Here is an 18323-nt window from a genome sequence, read left to right as displayed (position 1 = left end):
AATTATGATGATTAACAATTATCAAGTTCCAAATGTTGCGAATATATCAATTGATGAAATATTCATGGCTTTGGTAAAAGGAACCATATTAGATGAGTCTTTTGAATCTACCAGGATTGGGAAAATATCACGGTTGACAACGACACAAAGAGATTTATATCTGGATAATCTGCTCCATCCAGATAGCACTATTTTTACTTTAGTAATTTCCGTAAATTTGCCACATAATCTAGACAGATTTATTTGGGAACAAGCAATCAAAATAGTATGCCAAAAAGATGATGCTACTAAAACTAGGTTTGTTTTTTATAAAGGAGAACCTTTTCAGTTTGTAGATCATAATACTGATGTTAATTTTGAATTTATTGATTTAGCAATTAGTCAGAGTTCTTTCAATAGTTTGCAACAAGTTATCGAAAACAAAATTAAAATAAAGTTAGAATTGCAAAAAAGTGATCTATTTAAAAATGTTTTAGTCAAAGATAAACAGGGTAACTATACAGCTATTTTAGGTGCGCCTCATATCCTTTTTGATGGCTATTCTGGGAAAGTTTTCTTTGAAAGAGTTGCAAAAATCTACCAAGATTTAAAAATAGGCAATAACCCTCAAAAATTTGAGGGTTATTCTTTTCATGATTTTATTGACGATGATGTGGCTCGATTTGATACTTCAGAGATTGAGCAGTATTGGCTAGAAACTTTAGGTAAGGTTATTCCTGTTACGCCTTATATCAAAACTGAAACAGAAAACAAGGCTAAATCAAGGAAAGTCCAAATTACTGGGAAAGAACTAGCACAAATTAGAAAATATTGCCAATTAAACAAATGTAGTGTGCCTACATTTTTTAGGGCTGTTTATGGCATTTATTTAAGTAGATATTTACAAGCACCAGCAGATTTTGTGCTTTACGATATTTTTGGCAAAAGAAACGAAAAATTGCTTAATGTTTTAGGTTGTGTTTACCAAGTAGTTCCTATTGTTATACCTCAAGGAAATATTGGAAATAAATCAAGTCTAATCGATTATATTTTATATATAAAAAACTATCGTAAAAATCTAGATAATTTACAAAATATTTCGGTTCTCTTGCAAAGAAACTATTTAAAAGATGAACAAACAAAATTTTTCTATAATTTTTATAATTTCAGTATTCTGAATATTCCTTTTGCTGAAGCCGATTCTAAATTAACTATCCACAATTCTTTTGCCGACAATGAAGTTCATCTTGTCGTTAATGACTTCAATAATAGTTTAGATATAGAAATATTTTATAATCAAAAATATTTTACAGATATAAATTCTTTGGAGAGATTGCTTTTTATCGCAAATCAAGTTAGTCAAGGATGTGAATATTTTCATCAACTGAATATATTGCTAGAAACTGAGCAGAAAGAATTAGGAGAAACTTGGAATGATACTAGTAGAGATTATGCATTAGATAAATGCGTTCATCAACTGTTTGAAGCGCAGGTGGAGCGATCGCCAGATGCTATCGCAGTAGTATTGAAAGAGACACAGAAGCATGAACAGTCTTCACTCACTTACCGAGAGTTAAATCAGCACGCGAACCAGTTAGCACACTACCTACGTTCGCTAGGTGTCAAACCAGATATGCCCATAGGAATCTGTGTAGAGAGAACCCTGGAAATGGCGATCGCAGTTTTGGCAGTTCTCAAAACTGGTGGGGCTTATGTACCAATGGATTCAGCGTATCCCAAGGAACGCCTAGCCTTTATCCTTGAGGATACTCAAGTATCAATACTACTAACTCAACAACAACTATTAACAGAACTTCCCAAAACCAAAGCGCAGATTATCTGTTTAGATACCGACTGGGACAAGATAGGCCAATACAGTCAGGAAAATCCCTCTAGTGAAGTAACACCAGAGAATTTAGCCTATATCATCTACACTTCTGGTTCTACAGGCAGACCGAAAGGCATCTGTTTAGCTCACCGTCCTTTAGTGAATTTACTGCAATGGCATCTAAACTCGCTATTAACAGGTGCTCGTACCCTGCAATTTGCCTCTTTGAGCTTTGATGCTAGTTTTCATGAGATGTTTGCTACTTGGTCTTCAGGAGGAACTTTGTTTCTCATCTCAGAAAACTTGCGTCGGGACACCACAGCTTTAGCTCGCTTTATTCAGAGTCAAGAGATTGAAAAAGTTATCCTGCCTGTTGTCGTATTACAGCAAATGGCAGAAATGGCTGTATCTCACTTGGAATTATTTACTAGTTTAAAAGAAGTTACTACCACAGGTGAGCAACTGCAAATCACCCCAGCCATTGTCAAATTATTCAAATCGCTACCACACTGCTCATTTCATAATCACTACGGGCCATCAGAAACCCATGTAGTCACAGCTTTGACGTTAGATAAAAATCCTGATTCCTGGCCAACTTATCCGTCTATCGGTCGTCCCATAGCTAACACCCAAATCTACATCCTTGATGCAGAGTTAAAGCCAGTTCCTATCGGTGTTCCAGGAGAGCTTTATATTGGTGGCGATAGTTTAGCTAGGGGTTATCTCAATCGACCTGATCTGACTAGTGAACGCTTTATTCTCAATCCTGATGCGAAATCGCACCGCTTATATAAAACAGGTGACTTAGCTTGCTACTTACCAGATGGGAATATTGAATACCTGGGTCGGATAGACCAGCAGGTGAAGATTCGCGGCTTCCGCATTGAGTTGGGGGAAATTGAAGCAATGCTGTTGCAGCATCCTGATGTGCGTGAAGCCGTAGTCATAGCGCGTGAGGATGTGCCTGGAAATAAATATTTAGTCGGTTATGTTGTCTGTGGCTTGATTCCAGAGCAAGTACGCACAGTAAGTAGTAATCTGCGTAAATTTCTCAAACAGAAGTTACCAGATTATATGATGCCTTCCAGTTTTGTGATTTTAGATGCATTACCACTAACAGCTAACGGGAAAGTAGATCGTCGTTCCTTACCAGCACCCGATCGCACTGGACGGAATTTAGAGCAAGATTTTGTCTCACCTCGTACCACCATTGAGGAAGTACTAGCAAAAATTTGGGTGGAAGTTTTGCGATTGGAGCAGATTAGTGTCTACGATAACTTTTTTGAGATTGGGGGACACTCACTGCTAGCAACTCAGGTAATCTCTCGAATACGAGATACCTATCAATTAGATTTACAATTGCGGGGTTTATTTGATGCACCTACTATTGCCAGCTTGGCGGAAAGTATCGAGACACAACTCAAGCAAAATCTGGAATGGCACACTCAAGCGATTGTACCTGTAACACGCAACCAAAACTTGCCTCTTTCCTTTGCCCAGCAGCGATTATGGTTTCTTGAGCAGTTCTTACCCGGCAATCCTTTATACAACTTACCGCAGACTTTTCACCTTGTTGGTCAAGTAAATTTAAGTGCCTTAGAACAGAGCATCAACGAAATTATTCGCCGCCATGAAGTTTTACGCACCACTTTTACTTTCTTAGATGGGCAGCCAGTACAAATTATTGCTCCTACCCTAACTGTATCTCTGCATTTAATAGATTTGAGATTGCTGTCTGACTCGCAAAAAGACACAGAAATCCAGCGATTAACAATTGAGGAGTGCCAACGACCCTTTAACCTCAATGACGGGCCGCTAGTACGAACCACCCTTTTACAGTTAGGTGCAGAAGAATATATACTGCTTTTGAATATTCACCATATTGTTTTTGATGGTTGGTCTGTCGGTACATTTTTCCGAGAACTGAGACTGCTATATCAAGCCTTCGTTAATGGTCAACCTTCTCCCCTTGCTGAACTTCCGATTCAGTATGCAGACTTTGCTCTTTGGCAACGGCAATGGTTGCAAGGAAAAGTATTATCAGAGCAACTAGACTATTGGAAGCAGCAGTTAGCAGATTTACCCATTTTACAGTTACCAAGCGATCGCCCCAGACCAGCAATCCAAACTTATCGCGGGACGCGTCAACCTTTAGCCCTTTCCAAATCTCTCAGCGAGACACTAACTCGCTTCAGTCAGCAGGAGGGAGTTACTTTATTTATGACGCTCTTAGCAGCGTTCCAAACATTGTTATTCCATTATACGAGTAGCGCAGATATCCTAGTAGGTTCGGTAATTGCTAACCGTCACTATCAGGAAATTGAGAGTTTAATTGGATTTTTTGTTAACACCTTAATACTACGCAGTAATTTTTCTGACTCTCCTACTTTTCGCCAGTTGCTCAAGCAAGTGCGAGAAGTGACTTTAGAAGCTTATGCTCATCAAGACCTACCCTTTGAAAAACTGGTAGAGGAACTAGAACCACAACGAGATTTGAGCCGTCATCCCCTGTTCCAAATCGGCTTTGCTCTGCAAAATGTACCCATACCAGCGATAGAACTTTCTGGTATGACCATTAACCATCGCTTAGAACACAATGGCACAGCCAAGTTCGATCTGTTCTTAGAACTATTTGAAACACCAGATGGGATTAGTGGTTGGTTTGAGTACAGTACCGATTTATTTGATGCTGCTACCATCTCTCGCATCGGGGAAAATTTTCAGACTTTAGTTGCAGGTATCGTTGCTAATCCTGACCAGAAAGTTGCAGATTTACCCCTATTAACAACTACTGAGCGCCAACAATTATTAGTGGGATGGAATCAAACTCAAGCAGATTACCCTGAGCAAAGTTGCATTCACCAACTATTTGAAGCGCAAGTAGAGTGTGAGCCTGACTCTGTAGCAGCAATTTTTGCAGAACAGCAAATAACTTATCACGACTTGAATGCCAGAGCCAATCAATTAGCCCGTCATTTACAAACTTTAGGTGTCGGGCCGGATGTATTAGTAGGGATTTATGTGGAGCGATCGCTAGAAATGATTGTAGCTCTATTAGCGATTCTCAAAGTCGGTGGAGCTTATGTACCTCTAGATACCGCCTATCCACAGCAGCGTTTATCCTTAATGTTGGCAGACTCTCAAGTAACAGTGCTATTAACCCAACAAAGTTTATTGGAGCAGCTTCCCGAACATCAAGCTAGTATTGTCTGTCTGGATAGAGATTGGGAGGATATTGCTACTCAAGCCCAAGATAATCTGGATATTAATATCCATCCTGACAATTTAGCTTATGTTATCTACACTTCCGGTTCTACTGGCAAACCAAAAGGTGTAGCGATGCCGCACCGTCCCTTAGTCAACTTAATTACTTGGCAATCGCAAACTTCCACAGTTGGCTTTGGCAGCAAAACACTGCAATATACACCGATTAGCTTTGATGTTTCCTTCCAAGAAATCTTTGCCACCTTAACTACAGGCGGGACATTGGTATTGATTTCGGAATCAATGCGGCGTGAACCCACACAACTGCTGCAATTTCTGAACCGAGAAGGGATTGAGCGCTTGTTCCTACCGTATGTCGCTTTGCAACAATTAGCCGAAATGGCAAGGATAGAAGGCATAGTACCCCGTAGTTTACGCGAAGTGATTACGGCTGGAGAACAGTTACGCATTACAGATGCGATCGCACATTTATTTCACCAATTACCTAACTGTACTCTCCACAACCACTATGGCCCTTCTGAAACTCATGTAGTGACTGCCTTTACCCTCACAAATTCACCTACAGATTGGTCAATTTTGCCCCCCATTGGACGACCGATTGCTAACAGTCAAATGTATCTATTGGATTCTCAATTACAACCTGTTCCTATAGGTGTGCCTGGAGAACTCTATATTGGTGGTATTGGTATAGCACGTGGCTATCTCAACCGCTTGGATCTTACAGATGCTCGGTTTATTCCCAACCCCTTTGAGAATTCAAAATGCGATCGCCTTTATAAAACAGGTGACTTAGCACGTTATCTACCAGATGGCAATATCGAATATCTCAGTCGTATCGATCATCAGGTGAAAATTCGCGGCTTCCGAATCGAGCTAGGAGAGATTGAAATTTTACTAGCACAACATCCCTCTGTCAAAACAAGTGTTGTTATAGATCGGGAAGATGTACCTGGACAAAAGCGTTTGGTAGCTTATGTAGTGCCAAATCAACAATCTGAGAATAACAGCCAACTTACATCAGAACTCCGCCACTTTCTCAAACAAAAGCTACCAGAATATATGTTACCTACAGCTTTTGTATGCTTAGAGAAGTTACCACTAACACCCAGTGGGAAGTTAGATCGTCGAACATTACCTACTCCCGATCAATCCAGACCCATTCTAGAAGTAGCATTAATTACACCTCGTACTCCTACTCAAGAAAAAATGGTCGGTATCTGGACTAAGATACTTGGCATTGATAATCTGGGTATTCAAGATAACTTCTTTGAACTTGGCGGTAATTCCCTATTAGCAGCGCAGTTAATGATATATGTGCGAGAAACTTTTCAAATACAGATGCCTGTAAGATGTATTTTTGAGCAGCAGACTATAGAAGGACTGTGCCAAATAGTTGAGAAATTACATCACGAAGGAAATGCTGCTCTCAATAATGTTATTAGTTTCAAAGCTGAAGCCGTACTCGATTCAAACATTTATCCCCAAGGAGTGCTTGCTAAAGATATCAGTCAGCCAAAACATATTTTCTTAACAGGTGCTACCGGCTTTCTCGGTGCTTTCTTACTACATGAATTGTTGCAGCAAACAGAGGCGAAAATATATTGCCTTGTGCGTGCTGATAATGAAAGTGAAGGTTTTAGAAGATTGCAGAAAAACCTAGAAAAATATTTAATATGGGACGTAAACCAAAGCTCAAGAATTATTGCGATACCAGGAAATTTAGATGAACCTCGTTTAGGACTTTCTTCAGAGCAATTTGAGAGGCTAGCAGAGCAGATTGATGTTATTTATCACAGTGGTGCTGAAGTCGGCTTTGCTAAACCATATTCTCTAATGAAGGCGGCAAATGTTCTTGGCACTCAAGAAGTTCTGAGATTGGCATGTCATGGTCAACTTAAGCCACTACACTACATCTCAACAATTGCTATTTTTAGCACAATTGCTTGTTTTAATCGATTGAATGTCCTTTATGAAGATGATGATATTGATCGTAGTGAAACTTGTCTTTATCAAGATATTGGTTATATACAAAGTAAATGGGTAGCCGAAAAGCTTGTTTGGATTGCGAAATCTAGAGGTATCCCCATAACAGTTATTAGATCGGGATTTTTAATGGGTCATCCGCATACTGGTGTAACTAATACAGATGACTACATATCTAGATTGATCAAAGGTTGTATTCAATTAGGGAGTTTTCCCGATTTAGTCAATCAAAAACAAGATTTAATTACTGTTGATTATGCCAGTAAAGCTATTGTTCAAATATCTACAATGAAAGAATCTTTAGGAAAGGCATTTCATATAGTGCCTTTGGCATCGCAAAATATTGATTTAGCTAGATTATTTGAACTGATATCAACTTGTGGATACCATCTGAAAAAAGTATCTTATGAAGAATGGACAAACGATTTAATTAATCAAGCTCGATACTCTCAAGAAAATTCGTTATTTCCTCTCATCCCCATGTTAACTGAAAAAGTTCATGAAGGGGTGACTGCATGGCAACTATATCAAAACACTCCTGATTTAGACTGTCGCAATACCCTTGAAGCAATTGCTGATACTTCCATCTACAATCCATCAATGGATACTGAATTAATCAGTAAATATTTAGCTTATTTCCAAAATAGCGGATTTTTAAATACAGAATTTGTATAGTAGACAAATTTTTTGAGGAATTTAGCTATTTAGAAATAATATTTGATTTTTTAAATACATGTAGGGTGTGTTAGCAAAGTATAACTCACCCTACTGGCCTGTCAAATCGAGAAATTAGATCGATGTTGGTTTACCTTGGGGAATCTTGCTACATTCTTTAACCCAACCTACATTTTTTTGCAATTGCAATATTTTAGCCTTGCCATACTGATACGTATATTTCAAAAATTAAATACAAGCTTTATAAGTATTATTAATTAATGCTTAAAACATTTATGAACAATTTGAAAACATTTGAGTAATTTAACCCATCAAAAATAATTAAAGCCATTTAAGTGTTCCTCGCAATGTCCCTAAATTTTAAAAGAGTTAAATTTTAATTGTTCATATATCAAAGGGTTTAGTATGTACTTAACAGAAGAACAATTATCAATCTACAAAAATCAAGGATTTCTTTTGTTGTCAGAATACTTTTCTCGTACTGAAGTCGAAATTATGAAAGCAGAATTATCTGCTTTATCTACAGAAAACTCACCAAAGAAGATTCTTGAGAAAGATGGTAAAACTATACGTTCACTTCACGGTTCACATAGTAACAATGATGTTTTCAATTGCCTAACGCGACATCCATTCATTGTTGAGCCTGCTATGCAAATAGTTGGCAATCAAGTATATATATATCAATTCAAAGTAAATCTTAAGGCAGCATTTACTGGTGATATTTGGAAATGGCATCAAGACTATATATACTGGCGTAAGGAGGACGGAATGCCAAAACCACAAGTAGTCAATGCCATGTGTCTGCTAGATGATATGAATGAGTTTAATGGCCCGCTATTTGTTATCCCTGGTTCCCACAAAGAAGAGATGATTGATATTACGGCTGATAATCCTAGAATGAAAAATACAAATACTAATAGTTCTGGTGATAACCCTGCATGGGTATCAAGTTTTAGTGCTAATTTGAAGTATTCTCTGAGCCAGGAATTAGTGGTTGATTTAGTATCAAAGTATGGAATTACTTTGATAAAAGCTGTAGCTGGCTCCGTATTATTTTTTGATAGCAATATTGTACATGCTTCATCAAATAATATCTCTCCGTTTGGGCGTTCTACTGTGATTATTACTTATAATAGTATTGAAAATATTCCCTTACCAGTTCAAAATCCCCGACCAGATTTTCTTGTGAGTAAAGATTATCGACCAGTCACTCCTCTCGCGCCTAATGCGTTATCGCAGTTTTCTCGCATCAAGCTTTAAAATAGATAGGGTAAAACTTATACAGCCTTTCTGCTCAAATCACAATCAATCTTAGATAATAGCTGGGTTTTGGCTTAAGTTGATACCAATGATAGATGTGCTCCCTTTCTGAGGGTTTTATCAAGAAAGGCAGGAGAACTCACCGTGCTGGTCTGGCTGACAAAATTGCAAATTTGGTGGCTCCTCTTCACCAAGGGATCAAACACTCTGAACTGAACCTCCAGCAAAATTGCCTCATTCAATGTAATATTTGTAACATACAGTTGTCGGAATGCAGTTAACAGTGTCATAAAGAAAAGGTGAAGGTTAACCTGTAGGGTATAACTTACCTCACAGCTTTGCACCTCTAGCCTCGATGGATCTATCACACTCATGACTGAACTCACGCTACGCCTACAAGAGGGAGATACCGAGACAACGATCGCAGTTGACCAAGATGTATTTACAATTGGTCGTTTGCCGGAATGTAACTTGTACTTACCTTTTGCTGGAGTATCCCGCAACCATGCTCGCCTGGTGAAAACGGCTGACGGTGTGTGGACTATTGAGGATCTGGGCAGCAAAAACGGGACGCAAGTCAATAAATATCTTGTTAACTTTCCCCAAGAGTTACATCACGGCGATATCATTTGGCTGGGCAATGTTAGCCTGGTAGTGCTGCTCACAAGCCCTGTTTTTCAACCGACGCCTGAATATCTCGGAACTTCGGACAATAATGAGCAAAGAACAATTCTTCACAATGTTGAACAATTACAACAGCAATGGATCGCCGCTGATAGCAAAGATGGCAACATCAACAATAAAGACAAAACTATTGCCCGTCTCAAAGACTTAGTGGACATAGCGAAAAATCTCTGTGCGGCGGCGTCTATAGAAGAAATTTTTTCTCAGGTGCAGCAAGTAGTTTTTCGTTATCTTGATAGTATCGATCGCTTGGCATTATTAATTGATGTCAATGGTTCCGGCCAGTTGGAATTAGTAAATGCTGCCACTAGAAACGTTTCCCAACAAAAACATCTCGCCTCTGATGGTAGTTGGATTAGTCGGAGTATCTGTCAAAAGGTATTTGACGAAAAAGTAGTCATTCAAACCGGTGATACTCATCAGGATGAACGGTTTGCTAGTGAACAGAGTATTTTGGTCAAAGGCATTCGCAGCGCGATGGCAGTGCCTTTATGGGATGAAAATAAAGTTGTGGGCGTACTGTATGCCGACGCCAATCTTTCTTCTTACCATTGGGCAAATGAAGGTGAAGAAGAACTCAGCTTTTTTTCAGCTTTAGCAAACCTTGTAGCTTCGAGCGTGCAGCGTTGGCTACTGGTAGAGAAACTCAAAACTGAAGAGATGATTCGTCACCGACTAGAACGCTATCATTCTCCAGCAGTTGTACAGCAGTTGATATCTGTAGGCGGATTACCGGGTGGTCGTTTAGCTCCCGCCGAGAGTGAAATCAGTATTTTGTTTGCAGATTTGGTTGGCTTTACGGCAATTTCTGAACGATTAACACCAACTGCGATCGCTAAATTATTAAATAATTTATTTGAAGAAATGCTAAAAGAAGTTTTTACTTGCGGCGGCACTTTAGATAAGTATATTGGCGATTGTATCATGGCATTTTTTGGCGCTCCCGAACCACAACTAGATCACGCCGATCGCGCTGTTACTGCTGCTAAGGGAATGCTCACTCGTCTCGAACATCTTAATGCCAATGGTTTTTGGCACGAACCCCTGCAATTACGTATTGCGATTAATAGCGGTAAGGCTGTTGTGGGAGATGTCGGTAGTTCCCAAAGGGTAGACTATACGGCATTAGGCGCGACAATTAATCTTGCGGCTCGTATGGAAGCAGTTTGTCCCCCTAGTGAATGCGTGATTAGTGAAGCCACCCATAAAATGCTTTCACAACCCTCAGACTTCCAGGAAATGGGAGATTATCGTTTCAAGGGTATTGATCGATTAGTAAAGGTTTATCAGACAAATTTGCAGCCAGTACCAACAATGATTGGTCATTAGTCATTAGTCATTAGTCATTTGTCATTTGTCATTTGTCATTTGTCATTAGTCATTAGTCATTTGTCATTGGGCGCTTTTACTGAGTTTTGCCGCTGGCGCCCTAACAAAGAACTAATAACTAATGACAAATTTATCAAGATAAATACATAGTCAAGTTGTATATTTTATTTCCAAAATAATTGCGAGATTGTAATATTCAGCAACTAATTTTTGTTTAAAAGACTAAAATTTGGGTGTAGCTTCCAGAATTGATCTGTGTAACACTAGGAAGCCAACAGTCAAGCTATTTTTTAACGGGAGGTCAGGTAATGGCGATCGCCACTATTAATCCCGCCACTGGGGAGACGCTCAAAACCTTTGATGCGCTCAATGATGCAGAAATTGCCGCTAAACTCGATTTGGCTAATCAGGCTTTTGAACAGTATCGTCAGACTAGTTTCTCTCAACGATCGCACTGGCTACAAAAGGCTGCTGATATTTTAGAGCAAGACAAAGCAGAATTTGCTAAGTTAATGACTCTGGAAATGGGTAAGCCTTTCAAAGCTGCGATCGCGGAAGTTGAAAAATGCGCCGTCGTCTGTCGCTACTATGCCGAACACGCCGCTGGCTTTTTGGCTGATGTTTCTGTAAAAACAGATGCTAGCCAGAGTTTTGTTCGCTACCAACCAATGGGTGCAATCCTCGCGGTGATGCCGTGGAATTTCCCCTTTTGGCAAGTTTTTCGTTTTGCCGCACCAGCACTAATGGCGGGGAATGTCGGCTTACTCAAACACGCTTCCAATGTGCCGCAGTGCGCCTTGGCAATTGAAGATATTATCCGACGAGCAGGTTTTCCTGAAGGTGTTTTTCAAACTCTATTAATCGGTGCTGCTAAAGTTGCCGATTTAATGGCTGATGAACGAGTAAAAGCTGCCACCTTGACAGGAAGCGAACCCGCAGGCATATCCCTCGCCGTCGCCGCCGGCAAACAAATCAAAAAAACAGTTTTGGAATTAGGAGGAAGTGACCCGTTTATTGTGTTAGAAAGTGCTGACTTGGAGACAGCAGTTGTCACAGCAACTACAGCGCGGATGTTGAATAACGGGCAATCATGTATTGCAGCAAAACGTTTTATTGTCGCAGATGCGATCGCAGACAAATTTGAAAAATTGCTTTTAGAAAAATTTGAGACGCTGAAAGTAGGCGATCCCATGCAACCAGATACCGATTTAGGCCCACTGGCTACACCTGGCATTCTCCAGGATTTAGACCAACAAGTGCAAAGTGCCATCAGCAGCGGTGGTAAAGTCCTCACCGGTGGATATCCTTTATCAGATCGTCCAGGGAACTTTTATCCGCCAACGATTATCATAGATATCCCGTCTGACACACCAATTGCAAAAGAAGAATTTTTTGGCCCAGTAGCTTTGCTATTCCGGGTTCCAGATATCGATGCTGCCATTAAACTCGCTAATGACTCACCCTTTGGACTAGGTGCGAGTGCTTGGACAACCAATAACCAAGAGAGCGATCGCTTGGTTGAGGAAATCGAAGCAGGTGCCGTATTTATCAACAGTATGGTCAAATCCGATCCCCGATTGCCCTTTGGTGGTATTAAGCGTTCTGGATATGGCAGAGAATTGAGTATCCAAGGTATACATGAGTTTGTAAATGTCAAAACCGTGTGGGTGAAATAATCAGTCATTAGTCATTGGTCATTAGTCATTAGTCATTGGTCATTGGTCATTGGTCATTAGTCATTAGCCAAAAAAATCACAAGTGACAAAGGACGAAGGACAAATACTTAGGCTTTACCTCGATTTCGCTCGGTACAAGTGGCTGAGTACAAATGACAAATGACAAACGACAAAGGACTAATGACGAAGGACAAATGACAAAGGACAAATGACTAAATAAATAGTTAGGAAATAAAATGAATACAGCAGAATTATTGGTGCAGTGCCTAGAAAATGAAGGAGTGCAATATATTTTTGGACTCCCTGGCGAAGAAAACCTGCACGTTTTGGAAGCGTTGAAACATTCTTCCATAAAATTTATTACGACTCGTCATGAACAGGGTGCAGCATTCATGGCCGATGTCTACGGACGCTTAACTGGAAAAGCCGGAGTGTGTCTTTCTACTCTTGGGCCTGGAGCAACTAACTTGATGACTGGGGTAGCAGATGCTAACCTCGATGGTGCGCCTTTAGTGGCGATTACCGGTCAAGTTGGAACAGATAGAATGCATATTGAATCCCATCAATATTTAGATTTGGTGGCAATGTTTGCACCTGTTACCAAGTGGAATAAGCAGATTGTGCGACCGAGTATTACACCAGAAGTAGTGCGGAAAGCATTTAAGCGATCGCAATCGGAAAAACCTGGTGCAGTTCACATCGATTTGCCAGAAAATATTGCTGCTATGCCCGTCGAAGGCAAACCTTTGCGTAAAGATAATAGCGAAAAAACCTATGCATCTTTTGCTAGCATTCGGGCAGCCGCCGCCGCAATTTCCCAAGCAGTTAACCCGTTAATCTTAGTAGGAAATGGGGCAATTCGCGCTCATGCAAGTGATGCAGTCACACAATTTGCCACCTTGCTGAATATACCTGTTGCCAATACCTTCATGGGTAAAGGCGTGATTCCTTACACACATCAATTAGCTTTGTGGTCAGTAGGATTACAGCAAAGAGACTTCATTACCTGTGGCTTTGATAACACAGATTTAGTAATTGCGATCGGCTATGATTTGATTGAGTTTTCCCCGAAGAAATGGAATCGTAGTGGTGAAATTCCCATTGTGCATATTGGGGTAAGTCCGGCGGAGATTGATAGTAGTTATATTCCCAACGCTGAAGTTGTGGGAGATATTTCAGATTCCCTTTATGAAATTTTAAAATTAGCAGATCGACAAGGTAAACCCGATCCCTTTGCTATCAGTTTAAGGTCAGATATTCGGGCTGATTACGAACAGTATGCCCATGATGATGGATTTCCTATTAAGCCGCAAAAGTTAATTTATGACTTACGGCAAGTGATGGGCCCAGATGATATTGTCATCTCTGATGTTGGCGCACATAAAATGTGGATGGCTCGTCATTATCATTGCCATAGCCCCAATACTTGCATAATTTCCAACGGCTTCGCGGCTATGGGTATTGCCATTCCTGGTGCTTTAGCAGCAAAACTGGTTCATCCCAACCGGAAAGTAGTTGCTGTCACAGGGGATGGTGGCTTTATGATGAATTCTCAGGAATTAGAAACAGCCTTGCGTGTCGGTACGCCCTTTGTCACCATCATCTTTAATGATGGTGGCTACGGGTTAATTGAGTGGAAGCAAGAAAATCAATTTGGCAAAGGAAACTCAGCTTTTGTGCATTTTAGCAATCCTGATTTTGTGAAATTAGCCGAAAGCATGGGTTTAAAAGGCTACCGAGTTGAATCGGCTTTAGATTTGATTCCCACTCTGAAAGAAGCCCTCGCTCAAGATGTACCTGCGGTGATAGATTGTCCCGTAGATTATCGTGAAAATCACCGCTTTAGCCAAAAAGCCGGCGAGTTGAGTTGTACAGTGTAAAAAGTTAGTAGTCTGTCGCATTAGTTCTGAAGGCTTATAAACGTTTGTAGTAAGGACTTTAGTCCTGAATTTTTAAGCACTTAAGTGCTTACTACAAACCCAGCAAAATTAATGGGACAGACTCCAATACTTGTCGGGTTTTGGGGAATTGGGTTTGGGGAAAGGGGAAAGAAAAAACCTTTAACCTTTACCCTTTAACCTTTTCCCCAAACCCAATTCCGAGTTCAAAATGCTTTACCCAAGCAGTATTGGGACAGACCACTCGCGTGTCATTTTGCGCTCTTACTGTGAAGCAGCAAGGCTTTGAGGTTATTGATGCTCAATTAAGCACAGGTGAAATTACAGCCAAGCTCGGTCGTATTGAACAGGCCAGAGTTTATCGTATCCCAGTTGTTTGGCTGCTAGATGTGGCCAGTAAGGATTGCGGAGTAGTTCACGTCCCAACAGCACTATATCAGCTACTTCTGTACGAATAATCTCGTCAGCTTGTTCAGGAGATGTAATTAAGCCCACGGCTCCTGTCGGAATATTAGCTTCGCGGCGGATGCGTTCGGCAAACTCAGTTTGATAACCAGGTTTAATTGGTATATTAACGCCAGGTATAATACCGCCTGATGAAGTATCGATTAGATCAACTCCTAAAGACTTGAGTTTGTTGCTTAAAGCAATACTTTGCTCAATGTCCCAGCCATTATCTGCCCAATCGGTGGCGGAGATGCGTACCCAGAGGGGATGTGTCTGGGGCCAAACCTCTCGGACTGCTTGAACTACTTCTCTGAGAAGACGAGTCCGGTTTTCAAAGCTACCACCATAATCATCTTGACGGTGGTTAGAAAGAGGTGAGAGAAACTGGTGCAGTAAATAACCGTGGGCAGCATGGATTTCAACTACCTTGAAACCGGCTTGCAAAGAACGTTTGGCAGCTTCGACAAAGGCATTAATAACTTGTTGAATTCCCTCAAGACTTAGGGCTTCTGGAACTGGGCTATCTTTGCTAAAGGCGATCGCACTACTCGAAACCAAGGGACGCCAACCTTCCTGAGATTCATCTAGTGCTTTTCCTCCCTTACTCGGTTTGGCAGTACTGGCTTTTCTGCCTGCATGAGCAAGTTGAATACCTGCAACAGCGCCAAAGTTATGAATCAATGCCACAGCTTTGGCTAAAGTTTCTATATGTGCATCTGACCAGATTCCCAAATCTTGCGGGCTAATGCGTCCACGCGGTTCCACAGCTGCTGCCTCTGTGATCACTATACCTGCACCGCCAACTGCGCGAGTAGCCAGATGAATAACGTGCCAATCATTAGCATATCCATTTGTACTGGAATATTGACACATGGGTGAAACGGCGATGCGGTTGCGAAAGGTAACTTCACGAATCTTGAATGGTTCAAACAAATGTGCCATTGATATTGATTCCTTCTCTTGCTAGATAAAAGAAATTGGGGATTGGGGATTGGGTTTACACCATATCAGCCAGTAGCGGCTGATTGTAGTAGACATTGGCCACTGCTAAACCACAAGCGATCGCTAAAGTTAAAACGGTACTGCACTGCGTCAGCGAATTACCATCAGTAGACAGAGCAGTGTGCTCTTTAGAACTCATTATGATGCACCAAAATATAGAATAGTAGCTTAAATACTTGTTGAAGTTTATTGACGCTGTGACGTACTTGAATCTCGATCAAGACTTGAGGAAAGACGAAGTAAAAAAAATGTCATCCTTAATTCTTTCGTATTATTTAAAATAGAGGTATTATTCGACCCTAATAGCTCGAACGACTTGGACTCCTTTTACGTCCTTGATTTGCAAGTTTTTAATTTGTCGATGTTGTATGTTCATAAGCAATATTCTTGGTTAAACTTAAACGAAGCGCTTCAGACGCGGAGGACGCAGAGAGAAAATAGAAGATTCAAGAGTTGAGCAATTCTGGCTCAAGACTCTCCATGTAAAAAGTCTCACCAGTAGCCAACCATAAACTTTGCACCAATTCTTACCCTTGCATCAATGAACCTCCACTTCCAACTCTGATTTTGGTAAATATTTCAAGGTTTGGGCGACTTTTAATCCTTCTAGTTCGATAATTTATTTATATACTACGATAAGTCAATAGATTAATAGTAGTACTGACTATAAGATTTGCATAGATTTTTGAAAATGGTCAAGATTTACGGACAAGCAACAAAAAATTAAACTACCGACACCATGCCTTCCAGGCATGTGAATCGCTGGTGAAGCGTGATACCAATTCACAATAGGCTAACGCCTCGCTCCGCTAACGCAATTAAAAAACTTAGATGTAGCAACGCTTTCAGGGTTTACATCTGCATCGAATTTTTCGTGAAATGGTATGATTTAGAGAAGTTAGGAATCTGAGCCTTTCATGACTCAATCTCTAATTAGATGCTCCCCACTTTCACGAAGAAACAGCTTTCAAATGTGAGGCGTGAGATAAGTAGTTCGAGTCAATCACCCGATTACGCCCAGAAGTTTTAGCCTGTAACAAACATTGATCGGCACGGTGCAGCAGACTTTCTCCTTGCTCATCATCCTCAGATCGCAGAGAAGCTGTACCCAAACTAATGGTGATATTAATTGTCAGTTTATTGTTGAGTGCAAATGGTTCATCGCTGACTATGCGATTGAGACGACGGGCGACTAATAGTGCTTCGTCATCGCTAGTGTTAGCCAGAAGAATTACAAATTCTTCGCCACCATAGCGGAATGCTGTGTCTTGACAGCGCAGATTGTGGCGCAAACGCTGACATAGTATTTGCAAAATGCGATCGCCTGCTAAATGTCCGTGAGTATCGTTAACTTTCTTAAAATGATCTACATCCAGAATAATCAAACTCAGAGAAGTTTTTTGAGTCCTAGCTCTTTGAATTTGCCTGGGCAAGTCCCATTCTAAAGCACGACGATTATTTAATTCTGTCAAGGAATCGGCTAAGGCGATCGCAGATAACATATCATTTGTCCGAATCAAATCTCGGTATTTTTGCGCTTTCCGCAAGCCAACAGTCAATTGAGCAAGTATTAAGCCATGATTAGCAGTCAATTCTGCCAAACTATGGTCTGTTTTTTCTTCAATAAGATGCCAAATATAAGCATCTGCTCCTTGCTTTAGGGCCGCAGCACTCATCTCTAATTCCCTATGCCAACCCTTATTTCTATCAGCTAGCTGTTGGGAACGATCCTCGAAGAGAATACAGTATATCCACGATAGTTTTGTCTGGTCTTTCAACCAAGCGCACAGTTCCATGCTGCCATCTAGGCTAGCCTGTACAAGTATTATATCGGGGGCTGTTGTTTGAATCCGCGATACTGCCTGATTCAAATTGTCCATAACTTCTACACTAAAAGCGGTCGCATAACGGATCTGATCTGGAAGTGTGGCGATAAAGTTATTTTTTCCAAAGACCAGAATAGAAATATTCATTGCTTTATTTTTTATCCTATTTAAATTTTAAAGAATTAGATTGAGTAACTTAATGCTTTTGCCTAATACTAAATATGATGTTTTAGGCTGAGTTAATTTTTTGATATATATTTTTAAAACAACAAATCCACACTATTATTCCAAGTTCAATCTCCTTTTTTGGCTTTAAATTTACTACTACAATTTCTGAAATATCTCCTTCTGACAACTAATGTCTTCTTTACACTTTGTTTTTCAAACAGTAAAAATACTGAATATTATATGGATGTATAAAAATGATTGTTGTAGTTTCTTAAGTGCTATTTCCCTGATAAAATTACCAAAATAAATAGCTTGTAATAACCGTCTTGTTAGGCAGTTAAAT

Annotated in this window: 8 protein-coding genes; 5 read left to right on the top strand and 3 right to left on the bottom strand. The window is 40.3% G+C overall.

The genetic code is table 11. From position 1 onward, the window contains the following. Positions 1–4 precede the first annotated feature (4 nt). The 5 genes from ACWATR_RS03010 (at position 5) to ACWATR_RS02990 (ending at position 14519) form a co-directional block, all read left to right on the top strand. A complete protein-coding gene (locus tag ACWATR_RS03010; protein ID WP_460329396.1) occupies positions 5–7690 on the top strand; it encodes a non-ribosomal peptide synthetase in 7686 nt (2561 codons plus the stop codon). A gap of 405 nt (positions 7691–8095) precedes the next feature. Beyond that, entirely contained in the window at positions 8096–8950 is an 855-nt protein-coding gene (locus tag ACWATR_RS03005) for a phytanoyl-CoA dioxygenase family protein (RefSeq protein ID WP_460329394.1), read from the top strand. A 372-nt stretch (positions 8951–9322) separates the two neighbouring features. Then, positions 9323–10963 (top strand): adenylate/guanylate cyclase domain-containing protein, encoded by a 1641-nt coding sequence (locus ACWATR_RS03000; protein WP_460329392.1) that lies wholly within the window; start codon positions 9323–9325, stop codon positions 10961–10963. A gap of 308 nt (positions 10964–11271) precedes the next feature. Beyond that, positions 11272–12639: an NAD-dependent succinate-semialdehyde dehydrogenase gene (locus ACWATR_RS02995; protein WP_460329390.1), complete on the top strand. Its 1368-nt coding sequence runs from the start codon at positions 11272–11274 to the stop codon at positions 12637–12639. A 236-nt stretch (positions 12640–12875) separates the two neighbouring features. Beyond that, a complete protein-coding gene (locus tag ACWATR_RS02990; protein ID WP_460329388.1) occupies positions 12876–14519 on the top strand; it encodes an acetolactate synthase large subunit in 1644 nt (547 codons plus the stop codon). Between the two features lie 339 nt (positions 14520–14858). Here ACWATR_RS02990 and namA read toward each other — a convergent pair whose 3' ends face one another. The 3 genes from namA to ACWATR_RS02975 all read right to left on the bottom strand — a co-directional run bounded on the left by namA (position 14859) and on the right by ACWATR_RS02975 (position 17959). Next, positions 14859–15926, bottom strand: coding sequence for an NADPH dehydrogenase NamA (gene namA, locus ACWATR_RS02985; RefSeq protein ID WP_460329386.1), 1068 nt, complete (start codon positions 15924–15926; stop codon positions 14859–14861). Positions 15927–15981: 55 nt separating this feature from the next. After that, positions 15982–16125 carry a hypothetical protein gene (locus ACWATR_RS02980; RefSeq protein ID WP_460329384.1) on the bottom strand — a complete coding sequence of 48 codons (144 nt, stop codon included), beginning with the start codon at positions 16123–16125 and terminating at the stop codon, positions 15982–15984. A gap of 811 nt (positions 16126–16936) precedes the next feature. Continuing rightward, the gene (locus ACWATR_RS02975) at positions 16937–17959 is read right to left on the bottom strand and encodes a GGDEF domain-containing protein (RefSeq protein ID WP_460329382.1); all 1023 of its coding nucleotides are present in this window, start codon (positions 17957–17959) and stop codon (positions 16937–16939) included. Positions 17960–18323: the final 364 nt, after the last annotated feature.

It is taken from the genome of Nostoc sp. UIC 10890, from assembly GCF_054786515.1.
Note: the sequence above shows the minus strand (reverse complement) of the source record. Positions and strands in the feature narration are given on the sequence as shown.